The 12712-nt window shown below is 72.6% G+C and carries 13 protein-coding genes; 6 read left to right on the top strand and 7 right to left on the bottom strand.

The window, feature by feature from the left end:
• Positions 1-293 (bottom strand): FGGY family carbohydrate kinase (locus E1295_RS33455; protein ID WP_246080647.1); only part of this gene is annotated, 293 nt, incomplete at its 3' end.
• Positions 294-354: 61 nt separating this feature from the next.
• Here E1295_RS33455 and E1295_RS33450 point away from each other — a divergent pair.
• Positions 355-1131: a DeoR/GlpR family DNA-binding transcription regulator gene (locus E1295_RS33450; RefSeq protein WP_166427525.1), complete on the top strand. Its 777-nt coding sequence runs from the start codon at positions 355-357 to the stop codon at positions 1129-1131.
• Between the two features lie 51 nt (positions 1132-1182).
• On the opposite strand, the gene E1295_RS49770 is transcribed toward E1295_RS33450, so the two are convergent.
• Positions 1183-1488, bottom strand: a complete 306-nt coding sequence (locus E1295_RS49770) for a hypothetical protein (protein WP_181958082.1) — start codon at positions 1486-1488, stop codon at positions 1183-1185.
• 243 nt (positions 1489-1731) lie between these two features.
• The gene (locus E1295_RS33440) at positions 1732-3057 is read right to left on the bottom strand and encodes an SLC13 family permease (RefSeq protein ID WP_132636742.1); all 1326 of its coding nucleotides are present in this window, start codon (positions 3055-3057) and stop codon (positions 1732-1734) included.
• Between the two features lie 104 nt (positions 3058-3161).
• On the opposite strand from E1295_RS33440, the gene E1295_RS33435 reads away from it, so the two are divergent.
• Positions 3162-3788, top strand: a complete 627-nt coding sequence (locus E1295_RS33435; protein WP_246080645.1) for a FadR/GntR family transcriptional regulator — start codon at positions 3162-3164, stop codon at positions 3786-3788.
• Positions 3789-4032: 244 nt separating this feature from the next.
• Positions 4033-6414: a rhamnogalacturonan lyase gene (locus E1295_RS33430; RefSeq protein ID WP_166427524.1), complete on the top strand. Its 2382-nt coding sequence runs from the start codon at positions 4033-4035 to the stop codon at positions 6412-6414.
• Between the two features lie 69 nt (positions 6415-6483).
• On the opposite strand, the gene E1295_RS52255 is transcribed toward E1295_RS33430, so the two are convergent.
• From E1295_RS52255 to E1295_RS33415, 3 genes are all read right to left on the bottom strand, one after another.
• Entirely contained in the window at positions 6484-7047 is a 564-nt protein-coding gene (locus E1295_RS52255) for a hypothetical protein (protein ID WP_132636738.1), read from the bottom strand.
• Positions 7048-7287: 240 nt separating this feature from the next.
• On the bottom strand, positions 7288-8025 hold the full coding sequence (locus tag E1295_RS33420; protein WP_132636736.1) for an ABC transporter permease subunit: 738 nt from the start codon (positions 8023-8025) through the stop codon (positions 7288-7290).
• On the bottom strand, positions 8022-8735 hold the full coding sequence (locus E1295_RS33415; protein ID WP_132636734.1) for an ABC transporter ATP-binding protein: 714 nt from the start codon (positions 8733-8735) through the stop codon (positions 8022-8024). The genes E1295_RS33420 and E1295_RS33415 overlap by 4 nt, the downstream gene beginning before the upstream one ends.
• Before the next feature lie 161 nt (positions 8736-8896).
• On the opposite strand from E1295_RS33415, the gene E1295_RS33410 reads away from it, so the two are divergent.
• From E1295_RS33410 to E1295_RS33400, 3 genes are read left to right on the top strand one after another with little or no spacing between them, the layout of a single operon-like run.
• Positions 8897-10087 carry a sensor histidine kinase gene (locus tag E1295_RS33410; protein WP_132636732.1) on the top strand — a complete coding sequence of 397 codons (1191 nt, stop codon included), beginning with the start codon at positions 8897-8899 and terminating at the stop codon, positions 10085-10087.
• A 4-nt stretch (positions 10088-10091) separates the two neighbouring features.
• The gene (locus tag E1295_RS33405; protein ID WP_132636730.1) at positions 10092-10745 is read left to right on the top strand and encodes a response regulator; all 654 of its coding nucleotides are present in this window, start codon (positions 10092-10094) and stop codon (positions 10743-10745) included.
• Position 10746: 1 nt separating this feature from the next.
• On the top strand, positions 10747-11649 hold the full coding sequence (locus E1295_RS33400) for a phosphotransferase enzyme family protein (RefSeq protein ID WP_132636728.1): 903 nt from the start codon (positions 10747-10749) through the stop codon (positions 11647-11649).
• A 6-nt stretch (positions 11650-11655) separates the two neighbouring features.
• On the opposite strand, the gene E1295_RS33395 is transcribed toward E1295_RS33400, so the two are convergent.
• Positions 11656-12621 (bottom strand): nucleoside hydrolase, encoded by a 966-nt coding sequence (locus tag E1295_RS33395; RefSeq protein ID WP_132636726.1) that lies wholly within the window; start codon positions 12619-12621, stop codon positions 11656-11658.
• Between the last annotated feature and the right edge of the window lie 91 nt (positions 12622-12712).

Genomic DNA, 12712 nt, shown 5'->3' with positions numbered 1-12712 from the left:
GCGGCGGCCTCCCGGGTGCCCCGCCGGTCGTTCCACCACAGCAGGGGCGTGAGCGGGTGCCCTGAGGCGTCCAGGGGCACGCCGGTCTCGGCCATGCCCGCGATCCCGATCGCCTCCGGAGCGCGCCCCGCCCGGGCGGCGCACTCCTCCAGGGCCTCCAGTACGGCGGCCACGAGGGCGGGCAGGGTGCGCGGGGTCGGGCGGCGTACGGAGGCGGCGCAGCCACCCCGGTCGTCGAAGAAGCCCACCTTGACGTGGGTGGTGCCCACATCGATCCCGCACAACAACGCCATGTTGTCACTATAAGTCCATAAGTTGGCTAAAAAGCGCCAACTTATGGGGCATCATGGTCATATGAGCGACATCGAGGCGAGCTTGCGCTACTCGTCCGCCCCGCACCGGCGCGAGGCGATCCTGCGCAGGATCGAACTCGACGGGTACGTGGCCGCCGCCGATCTGGTCACCGAGCTGGGCGTTTCCCCCAACACCGTCAGGCGCGACCTGCGTAGGCTCGCCGATGACGGTCTCGTCAGGGCGGTACGCGGGGGCGCCGCCGCGGCCGACATGGGCGCCACGCCGTTCACCGACCGTTCGGTCCAGGCGTCCGCCGCCAAACGGGCGATCGCCGCCGCCGCGGTACGCCACGTCGAGCCGGGCACCGCCATCGCCCTCGACTCGGGCACCACCACCTTGGAGATCGCCAAACTCCTCCCCTCCGGCGCGAACCTGACCGTCATCACGCACTCGCTGCCCGCCATCGCCGTGCTCGCGCCGAGACCCGACGTCACCCTCATCGGGGTGGGCGGCCAGTACGGCAGGGACACGCGCTCGTTCGGCGGGCCGGAGACCCTGGCCTCGCTGGAGCACATGAGCGTGCGCACCCTGTTCCTGGCCGCCACCGCGCTCGACGGGTCCGGCGTCTACGGCGCCACACCGTACGAGGCCGAGACCAAGCGCCGGCTCATCGCCATCGCGCGCAGGACCATCGTGGTCGGCGACGCGCGCAAGTTCGCCCTGAGCGCCCCGATCCGGGTGTGCGGGTGGGACGCGGCCGAACTGCTGGTGACCGACGGCGTACCGCACGGGTTCGAGGGAGTCGACGTCGAGTTCGGCTCACGGGCCCCCGCCTGAGCGCCGTTTCCCCGTACCCCGGCCCGGCCCGGCCCGGCGAAGGGGCGTACGTCAGGCGACCGCGTCGTCGACGGCGGTCCCGGGCGCGGCGGCGGAGGACCGGGCGCCGGCGGCGTCGCCGAGGACGCGATACCGGCGCACCCGCTGGGTCAGCAGTTCCGGGCGGCGTACGCGCAGCAGCACGGCGAGTTCGCGTCCCAGCTCGCGCCCGACGCGGCGGCAGAACGCCTGCGGTTCCTCGGCGGCGTCCGGGTGTTCGGTGATGATCCGGTCGGCGATGCCGCCGGCGAGCAGGTCTGCGGAGCGGACACCTTGGGCGGCCGCGACGTGCGGGGCGTGTTCGACGTCGCGGTGCACGATGGCGCTGGCTCCCTCGGGGGAGGCAGCGGGGACAGCCAGCCGTGCTGGGCGACGAGCACCCGGTCGCACGGCAGGAGCGCGAGCGCGGCCCCGCCGCCGCCCTGGCCGAGGAGGAGGGAGAGCGTCGGCGTCTCGAGCTGGACCAGGTGTCAGCCTGCCAGACACGCGCGGATCTCCTCTCGTCGGCGTTCAGCACGGAGGTGCGGCATGGAGGTGCGGCATGGCCGCCCCGTCAGGTGGTCACGACAGTCTTCCCGGCACGATGAGGACCAACCAGCACAGAAGCGGCGCGGCCACCATGATGGTCATGCCCCACGTCATCAGGCGTTTGAACACGTCGTCCCGGACCGCCACGTCGGAGTTCGCCACGATCAGCGCGCCGTTGGTGGAGAAGGGGCTGCAGTCCACCACCGAGGAGGAGATCGCCAGCGCCGTGACCATGCCGACGGCGCCCACCTGGCCGGTCTGCAGGAAGGGTACGGCGAGCGGGATCAGCGCGCCCAGGATGCCGGTCGTCGAGGCGAAGGCGGACACCACGGCGCCGATCAGGCAGATCAGCAGGGCGGCCAGGAGCGGAGCGCCGACCTGGGCCACGCCGTCGCCCAGCCACTTCACGGTGCCCTGGTCCTGCAGGAGGGCGACGTACGTGACGATGCCGCCGACGAGGAGCACCGTACCCCAGCTGATCTTGTCGACGGCGCCGCGGGCGGCGGACGGGAAGATCAACGTCAGCACGACCGCCACCGCGAGCGCGAGGAAGCCGATGTCGAGGTCGAGGACGAGCGCGCCCACCGCGAGCACGAGCAGGCCGGCCAGCGTGAGCGAGCGCTGCGCGTCGAGGCGGGGCAGGGCGTCGTCCACGGGTTCGCCGTCGCCGCCGGAGCCCGCCTCTGAGCCGGAGCCCCCGCCGGTCACGGAGGCGACGCTCATCGCGGCCGTCCTGGACGACTGCCGGTCGCGTTGCAGCAGCTTGGTGCCGCCGAGGACGAGGAAGCCGACCAGGCTGATGAGGGCGCACGCGACCAGCGCGCCGCCGAACAGGACGCCCGCGTTGCCCGGCAACCGGCTCTGGTCGACGACGCCGTTGGTGATCGCGCCGAAGATGCCGATCGGCGAGAAGCTCCCGCCGGTCGCGCCCTGCACCACCATCATGCCCATCATCACGGGATGGATCCGGTAGCGGGCCGCGAAGCCCATCGCCACCGGCGCCACGATGGCCACCGCGGCGGGGCTGGCCGCGCCGATCGCGGTGATCGCGGCGCAGACCGCGAACATCACCCACGGCATCAGGGCGACGCGGCCCCGGACCGCCACCACCGCCCGGTGCACGATCCAGTCCACGGTGCCGTTGGTCTTGGCCAGCGCGAACAGGTACGTGACGCCGACCAGGATGACGAACAGGTTCGCCGGGAAGCCGCCGAGCACGTCGTCCACCTCCACGCCGAACACGGAGGTCCCCACGACGAAGGCGGCCACGAGTGCGAGCGCGCCCATGTTGATGGATCGGACGGTGGCCACTAAGAACACGAGTACGAGCACGACCAGCGCGATGATCTCCGCTGACATGGGCAGCTCCTCAGGGGGGTCGGGCGGCTGGCCCGGTACATGCGCCATTCCGGATTGGCCTAGCCTCTGCTCCATTCAGGTCGGCTGTCAATAGAATGTCCCCCGTGACCGAGAAGCGTCCGCAGACCTCCGCCGTACCAGGCCGCCTGGATCGGCCACGCCTGTACGTGCAGCTGGCCGACCACATCGCGCGCTTCATCGAGGCTCAGGGGTTGTCGCCCGGCGACCGCCTGCCGCCCGAGCGCCTCCTGGCCGCCGAGCTCGGCGTCAGCCGCGCGTCGCTCAGCCGCGCCCTGGTGGCGCTGGAAGTCCAGGGCAAGGTCGAGGTGCAGCACGGCAACGGAGCCGTGGTGCTCGCGCCGACGCTGCAGGGCGAGAAACCGGCCCTGTCGTCGTTATGGGCCGAGCGCGACCCGGCCGACCTCGCCCGCGCCCGCGAGGCCGTCATGTCGGGGCTGGCCCGCAGCGCGGCGGCGCACCCCGACAGGAGCCTGCGGCTCGCCCTGCTCGACGCGGACGGCTCACCGGTCCGCTTCTCCGACACCTGGCCCTGCGTACGCCGGCTGTCGGGCCCCAGCCTGCTGGGTGAGCTCGACGACCTGCTCGCGGAGGCGGCGCCGGTGGACGACTCCCGCATCGCGGCCGATCGCCTGGTGGCTCTCGCGCGAGCCATCGTGGTAGGCGACGGTGAGGCCGCCGCCTCCGCCTGTGCCGGCCTCTTCCACCTCTGACACTCCCGTCCCGCCGGTGGCCGTCACGGCCTCGACGGGACCCGACCGCACCGGCACCGCGCGCGACGCGCCACGGCCACGGCCACGAACAGGCGCCGTCGTGGCCGCGGGGGCACGATCCCGCGCGGCCACGATTGACACATCCCCCACCCAGGAATAACCTCGCGGGTGATTATATCGATTTAATCCGCCCGGATGCCGGGCAACCGCATCCATGCGGGCGTCATCCGAGGAGCCCGTGACCATGAGACCCCCCAGCCGCATCCGCCGCGCACTCATCGCCTCCTTGGCCGCCCTGCTCTGCCTCCCCCTCACGACGACGCCGGCGAGCGCCGCACACGAGGGCACACACGAGGGCACACACGAGCGCACACACGAGCGCACACAAGGGGGCGCACACGGGCGGCCGGGTGGCGGCGTCCGGCTCGAACACCTCGACCGCGGCCTGGTGGCGGCCACGACCAGCGACGGCGTCTTCCTCAGCTGGCGGCTGCTGGGCGACGAGGTGACCGGGCACGGCGACACCGGCATGCGCGGCCCCGCCTTCCGCGTCTACCGCGACGGCCGCCCCATAGCGACGGTCACCGACAGCACCAACCACCTCGACCCCGCCGGCACCCGGGCCTCGGAGTACCGCGTGGCCCCGGTCACCAGGGGACGGGAGGGCAGGCGCAGCGCTGCGGTCAAGCCGTGGGTTAAATCGTTTTATGACCTCAAGTTGCGGAAACCGGCCGACGGCGTGACGCCCGCGGGCGAGTCCTACACGTACACTCCCAACGACATGAGCGTCGGCGACGTGGACGGCGACGGCCGCTACGAGTACGTCGTCAAATGGGACCCGTCCAACTCCAAGGACGTCTCGCAGCGCGGCTACACCGGCAACACCTACGTCGACACCTACGAGCTCGACGGCACCCTGCGCTGGCGGCTCGACCTGGGCGTCAACGTCCGGTCCGGCGCCCACTACACCCAGTTCCTCGTCTACGACCTCGACAGCGACGGCCGCTCCGAGATGATGCTCAAGACCGCCCCCGGCACCAGGATCATCCGGTACGGGAGCAGGGGCCAGGTCGTGTCCGAGCGTCACGTCACCATGCCGCGCCAGGACGTCAGGGCGGGCTACTCGCACCGGGACGACTACCGGATGAGCGCAGCGGACTATTTCCAGCACATCGTGGAGATGTTCGCGGCCTGGCACGAACACCCGGAGGTGGTCGCGAAACGCTGGCCGGCCACGCTGGAAGAGGCCTTCGGCATCGAGCCGGCGTACGCATACCCGCTCTCCCACGACGACGCCGTGGAGCTGGCCACCTACTTCGTCGACGTCTACGCGCCGGGCCGCAGCGGCAACAACCGGCTGCGCGAGTTCGAGGGCTTCGTCCTCACCGGCCCCGAATATCTGTCCGTGCTCGACGGCGCCACCGGCCGGGAGTTGCAGACGATCCCCTACAAGCCCGGCCGCGGCGACGACGGGCTCATGTGGGGCGACTACGCGATGTCCAGGATCGAGCCGGGCAACCGGGTCGACCGGTTCCTGTCCGCGGTGGCTTACCTCGACGGCAGGCGTCCGTCGGCGGTGTTCGCGCGCGGCTACTACACCCGCGCCACGCTCGTCGCCTACGACTGGGACGGCCGGCGCCTCAAGGAGGTCTGGTACGCCGACAGCGGCCACGCCCCGATGGCGAACCCGTTCAATGCCTCACCGCACGGCGTCCCCGGCGGCAACCCGGCCCATGCCGACCTGACCACCCAGGGCTTCCACTCGATGAGCGCCGCCGACGTGGACGGCGACGGCAGGCAGGAGATCGTCTACGGCGCCGCGACCCTCGACGACGACGGTGACCTGCTGTACTCGTCGTTCGCCGAGGGACCGCCAGGAAGCAGCGTCCCCGGGCAGAACGTCCGGCTCGGCCACGGCGACGCCCTGCACGTGGGCGACTTCGACCCCGGCCGCCCTGGCCTCGAGATCTGGACGGTGCACGAGGGCGGCACGTGGGCGCCGTACGGGTGGGCGCTGCGCGACGCCGCCACCGGCGAGGTGATCCACGGCGGCTACAGCGGCCGGGACACCGGGCGCGGCATGGTCGGCGACGTCGACCCCGCGGTCCGCGGGATGGAGGCGTGGTCGTCGGTGCCGCCCGACGAGGGGATCCGGGCGGGCCTGTGGTCGGCCCGCGGCGAGCATCTGGGCCGCGCCACGCCCGGCACGAACATGAGCATCCGCTGGGCCGCCGACATGACCACGCAGCTCGTCAACGGCACCGCGACCACCGAGCTGCAGACGCCGACGATCGACGACTGGAAGCGCGGCACGGTGCTCACCGCCGAGGGCACGCTGGCCAACAACTGGACGAAGGGCAACCCGGGGCTGGTCGCCGACGTCTTCGGCGACTGGCGCGAGGAACTGCTGGTCCGTACGGCGGGAGGCGACGCGGTGCGGATCTACCTGAGCACCGAGGTGACCGGCAGGAAGATGTACACGCTCATGCACGACCCGCAGTATCGCGCCGACGTGGCCCGGCAGCAGACGGCCTACAACCAGCCGGCGTACCCGGGCTTCTACTTCGGCTCCGACATCGACTGGTCGCGGGTCCCCGTCCCCCGCGTCAGCACCCCCAAGGGATAGCAGGGCAGGCGTGCAGAGGGCGCCCCCCTGGGATCGGGGAGCGCCCTCGGCGTACGTGTGCGTGCCCGCTCAGGCGGGAAGCTTCACCAGCATCGGCGTGTTCGCCGGCCGGGTGTCCCTCTCGGCCCACGCTCCGGTCGAGAAGGCGACCGGGTGGTTCTTCTTGCCGACCCCGTCGCCCCACTTGGTGACGACATAGTCGATCTCGATGTGGCCCTTGCCCCCGTTGCCGTCGACGCCGAGCGTCTCGGGGTTGAACGTGCCGCCGGTCAGGTCGGCGAAGGTCTTGGCGTCCAGGTCGAGCATGACGCCGCGGCTGGAGGGGTCGCCCGGGCCGCGGTCGCCGACGAAGAACGGCACCTTCTTGCCCTGGTAGATGGCGTACCCCTCGGTCATGAGGGGCCAGCTGGGGCTGGCGGCCAGGCCCTTCTGCATGGGCTTGCCCGCGGCGGGCAGGCCGGTGTCGCCGGCCCGGCCGGAGGCGTCGTCCCAGAAGTACGAGGCGGTCGTGGAGCCCTTGAGCATGACCTGCTGCACGGTGCCGGAGTCGGCGTGCGCCGGCGCGGCGCCCACGGTCAGGGCGGTCGCGGCGGTCGTGGCCAGCATGGCGAAGGTACGCAGGCGAGCTGTCATGATGTGTCAGGTCCTTTGTTAGGGGACGATGGCAGTTCGCGCTCGCTTGGACGGACGTAGCCGGGCAGAACGCCGGACGGGACGCTACGCGGAGCACGGGGGGTCAGCGGAAGGATCCGCGGGGTTCCGGCGCCCTTCGCCGCGACTACGCGGGCACGGGTCATCGCCGGACACGCACCAACCTAACCCCTAAACCGGACGAATGCAAATATATCGCCACGAATCGGGCATAGATCTACCTCAGGCGACCTCTCTACGCATCGTCCGCACCATGCCCGCGGCCATCGGCACCACGATCCAGGCCAGCGACGACACGGCCACCCGGGCGGCGTCGGCCCCGGTCATGGTGCCGTTCACCAGCGGGATGGTGGCGGTGTTGAGGTCCAGCCACCGAGTCGCGGCCTCCCCCGCGGGGCCGAGCCGGGCCACGACGCTCCACAGGACCGCGTTGGACAGGAAGACCACGATCGCCGCGGGCGCGTTCATGAGCACCGTCCCCAGCGCCAGCCCCTGGGCGGTGAGCAGGACCGTCGCGGCCGTCCATCCCGCCAGGGCCGGCAGCGCGACCCGCCAGTCGGCCGGCACCCCCTGCGCCGCCGCGACGGCCGCCGTCACCGGCACCGCGACCAGCATCGCGAACGCGCAGGCCAGCACGGAGGCGATCAGGGGCGGCAGGCACTTGGCCGCCCATACCCGCCCCCTGCGGGGTTCGAGCGTGAACGTGGTCAGCGCCGTGCGGTGGCTCCACTCGCCGGTCACCGTGAGGACGGCGAGCACGGGAAGCAGGATGCCCACCACGATGCCGGCCGTCACCGCGGCGCTGTAGAACCCGGGGCCGGAGGCGATGCCGCGGGCGACCACGGCGCCGGCCGCCAGGGCGGCCAGCACGCCGGTGATGACCTTGCCGCTGCGGGTGTCGGCGAGCTTGCGGGTCTCCACCCACAGCAACACCGGGAACGGGATGCGCCCCGTGGTCATGCGAGGCCCCTGTCGGCGGCGGCGGTCAGCTCCAGGAAGGTCTGCTCCAGGCCGCGGCCCCGGCCGAGCTCGGCCGGGGTGCCCTGGGCGAGCAGGCGGCCCCGCCCGATCATCACGATGCGGTCGGCGACCTGCTCCACCTCGTGCAGCAGGTGCGAGCTGAGCAGCACCGCGCATCCGGAGCGGGCCAGGTCGCGCAGCAGCCCGCGCATCCAGTGGATGCCCTGGGGGTCGAGGCCGTTGGCCGGCTCGTCCAGAATGAGCGCCCGCGGCCGCCCGAGCAGGGCGTGCCCGATGCCGAGCCGCTGCCGCATGCCCAGGGAGTAGCCGCCGACGGGCCTGCGGCCTTCCTTGCCGGTCAGGCCGACCAGCTCCAGGACCTCGTCCACGCGCGTACGGGGCAGGCCCAGCATCATCGCGCCGAGGGTCAGCACCTCGCGGCCGGTGCGGCCGGGGTGCTGGGCGGAGGCGTCGAGCAGCGTGCCCACGTCGTAACCGGGACGCTCCAGCTCGGCGTACGGCCGCCCGAGCACGGTGGCGGAGCCGCAGGTGGGGCGGGACAGCCCCGCCAGGATGCGCATGGCCGTCGACTTGCCCGCCCCGTTGGGCCCGAGGAACCCGGTGACGGAGCCGGCCGGCACGGTGAAGGACACGTCGTCGAGCGCCTTCACGTCGCTGTACGTCTTGCTGAGGCGATGGAATTCGATCACGCCTGCAGTTCATCGAAGACGCGCCCCTGCCGGCATCGGACCTGGGTCCACGGCGGGTGGCGGCCCGGCCACACCCGTCGCCCCGGGGGTAGACCAGGGTCTGCAGCACGATGGACCACGGTCGCTAACCGGCGCGGCGGCGGGTCCTTAGGCTGGTGGGCGTGCACGACGCCGACGAGCATCAACCGCCCCTCGACAGACTGGGCATCACGCTGCGCTACCTGTTCGCGGCGGTGCCCCTGCTGTTCTACGTCGTCATGGTGGTCCTGCTGTCGGGCCGCGCACCCCTGCCGTACGCATCGGCCGGCTGGGTGCTGGCCGACATGGGGCTCGGCGTGGCGGGGCTGGTCCTCATGCGCTGGCGGCGCCGGTGGCCCTGGCAGATCGCGCTGGCCACCGCGCTGCCGACCGTCGTGTCGTTCGCGGCGGGCGGGCCCGCGCTGGTCGCCTACACCTCGCTGGTCACGCACCGGCGCTGGCGCCAGATCGTGCCGGTGGCCGCGGCGAGCTGCCTGATCATGTCCGTGGCGGGGTGGCTCCAGGACGGCTCCGTCACCATGGCGGTCGTCAACGCGGTGACCGGCCTCGTCATCCTCGCCGTCGCCACCGTGCTCGGCCTGTACGTGCGCAGCCGCCGTGACCTGACGGCCTCCCGGCGGGAGGCGGAGGCGGCGGCCCAGCGGCAGCGGGTCGAGCAGGCCCAGCTCGCGGAGCGGCTGCAGATCGCCCAGGAGATGCACGACGTGCTGGCCCACAGGATCTCGCTGCTGGCGATGCTGGCCGGCGGGCTGGCCTACCGGAAGGACCTCACCCCCGAGCAGACGCGGGAGGCGGCGCTGGCCATCCAGGAGAACGCCCACCAGTCGCTGAACGAGCTGCGTGCCGTGCTCGGCACCCTGAGGCGCGACCCCAGCAGCGGTCCCAGCAGCGGTCCCAGCGGCGGCGTGCCGGGTCCCGAGGGTCCGCAGCCGACGCTGGCCCAGCTGGACACCCTGTTCGAGGAGGTACGCGCGGCCGGGCAGCGGGTCGAGGTGGACGACGCCATCGACTGCCGCGAGCGGCTGCCCACCCAGACGGGGCGGCACGCGTACCGGATCGTGCAGGAGGCACTCACGAACGCGCGCAAGCACGCGCCCGGCAGCCGGGTGACGGCCGAACTGGGCGGGCGGCCGGGTGAGGGGCTGCGCATCCGGGTGAGCAACCCGGCGCCGGCCGGCGTGTCCGCGGGGCCCGGCGGCCGGCTGGGGCTGGTCGGTCTGGCCGAGCGCACCAGGATGGCCGGCGGCACCATCAGCCACACCGTCCGCGACGGGCGGTTCATCCTCGACGCCCGGCTGCCGTGGGAGGCTTGACCTCGTGACCCGCCTTCGTATTGTGATCGTGGACGACGACCCGATGGTGCGCACGGGGCTGAGCCTCATCCTGGGCGGCGAGCCCGACCTCGAGCTGGCCGGGGAGGCGGCCGACGGCAGGCAGGCCATGACGGTGATCCGCGACCTGCGCCCCGACATCGTGCTGATGGACATCCGCATGCCGCACCAGGACGGCCTGACCACCACCGAGCTGCTGCTCAGGAATCCCTCCCCGCCCAAGATCCTGGTGCTGACCACGTTCGACGCCGACGACATGGTGCTGCGCGCCCTGCAACTCGGGGCGCACGGCTTCCTGCTGAAGGACACGCCGCCGCCCAAGATGATCGAGGCGGTGCGCGCGTGCGCGCGCGGCGAGCCGGTGTTGTCCCCGAGCGTCGCCCAGCAGGTGATCGCGGCGGCCACCGGCAGGCACGACCCGCGGCGGCCGCAGGCGCTGGAGGAGCTGTCCCGGCTGACCGAACGCGAGCGCGAGGTCGCCATCGAGATCGCCAAGGGCGGCTCCAACACCGAGATCGCGGCCGGCCTCTGCGTGAGCGTGGCCACGGTCAAGGCCAACATCACGCGCATCTTCGCCAAGCTCGGCACCGACAACCGGGTTCACGTGGCCATGAAGGTACGCGACGCGGGACTGATCTGACATGGCGCTGGACACCGACCGGCTGCTCGCCGCGCTGACCGCGTGGAGCCTGCCGGTGGTCTCCGCCGAGCCGCTGCCGGGCGGCTGGAACTCCGTCACCTGGCTCGTCCGCGACGCTTCCGGCACCCCCTACGTCGCCAAGCTGTCCGACGTCGGCTCCGCCACCGCCTTCCTCGGCGGCCTGCGGGTGGCGGCCCGCGCGGAGCGGGGCGGGCTGGCCAGCGGCGCCCCCGTCCCCCTGCCCGACGGCCGGCTGGCCACGGACCTCGACGAGGGACTGCTGGCCCTGCTGCGCTACGTACCCGGCCGCCCCCCGGACGCCTCCTCTGCGGGGGACCTGCACCGGATGGGGGCGGTGCTGGCCCGCGCGCACCGCGCGCTCGGCAACGACACCGCCGACGTTGGCAAGCAGCACCGGTGGCCGTGGCCGTGGGCGAGCGACTGCCTGCGCGAGCTGCCGATGCCCGGCCACGTCCGTACGAGGGCCGCCGAGGTGCTGGAGGAGGCGCGCGAGGCCGCGCCGCACCTGCGCGCCGGCGTGGTCAACGGCGATCCCGGCCTGGACGGCTTCCGACTCAGCTCGCCCGGGGAGGACGGCCTGGTCGACTGGGGCGCGGTCCTGCAGGCCCCCATCCTGTACGACCTCGCGTGCACCGCCGTGCTGACCCGCGAGACGCCCCACGCGATCCGGCACGTCGTCGCCGGCTACCAGGCCGTCGACCCGGCCATCGCCGACGAGCTGCCCTTTCTCGACACGTTCGTCCGGCTGCGGTGGATGGCGCACGCCATCTACTTCTCCGACCGCATCGAACGCGGCCTGCTCAGAGGCGTCTCCAGCGCCGCGGGCAACGAGGAGGGGCTGGAGGAGGCGTACGCCGGCATGTGCGGGACACACCTCCCCTAGGGCCCGCTACGAAGAGGGGCCGCTCAGGAGCGTCTTGAGGAAGAGCTTGCGGTAGCGGAGGGCGTCGACGGCGAGCGCGACGTCGACGCCGTTGGCCGCCCCGGCCAGCCCGTGGGCCGCGTCCTCACCCGGCAGCACCCGCCGGTCGACGAGTGTCTGGCCCCTGCTGCGTCCGGGGGCGAGCTCCACGCTCACCGGCAGCCGCTCCGTGGTCAGGCCGCCGGGGTCGGCCACCGCGCACACCGCTCCGGCGTCGCCGAGCAGCCCGTCGCCGTTCACCCGGGGGTCGGCCCCGCACAGGGCGATCTGGTGGCGCAGCAGCAGGCCCGCCAGGCGACTGCCCGGCTCGTCGTGCCCCAGCAGTTGCGCGCAGGTGGGGGCGTCCACGGAGACGTGGTAGAAGACGTCGAGCCCGTACATCGTCACCGGCACCCCGGCGTCCAAGACGATGGCGGCGGCCTCGGGGTCGTGCCACACGTTGAACTCGGCGACGGGGGTGGCGTTGCCGACGGAGGCGCTGCCGCCCATGAGGACCAGCCGCTCGATGTTGCCGGCGACCTCCGGGTGGGCCCGCAACAGCAGGGCGAGGTTGGTGAGCGGAGCCAGGCCCACCACGACGACGGGCTCCGGGGCACCGAGGACGGTGTCGCGCAGCAGATCCACTGCCGCCACCCCGGCCGGCCTGCGGGCCGAGGCGGGCAGCCCGAGGTCGGCGAGGCCGTCGGTGCCGTGGATGTGGCCGGCGTCGCGGGCCGGCTCGATGAGCGGCCGTTCCGCGCCGGCGCTCACCGGCACGTCGGGGGCGCCGGCCGCGTCGAGGACCCTGAGCGTGTTGGCGACCACCTGTCCGAGGCCCGCGTTGCCGGCCACGCACGTCACGGCGCGCAACCTCAGCTCCGGGTGGCGCACGGCGAAGAGGAGGGCCAGCGCGTCGTCCACGCCGGTGTCCACGTCCAGAATCAGATCCTTCATCCCATTCCTTCCTCGATGCACCTTGACAGGTACGCGCCCACCATCCCACCATGTCCTATCTGACCGATGAGGTCTAGACGTCTACTCTCCA

Source organism: Nonomuraea mesophila (assembly GCF_004352805.1).
GTDB lineage: Bacteria > Actinomycetota > Actinomycetes > Streptosporangiales > Streptosporangiaceae > Nonomuraea > Nonomuraea longispora.
Note: the sequence above shows the minus strand (reverse complement) of the source record. Positions and strands in the feature narration are given on the sequence as shown.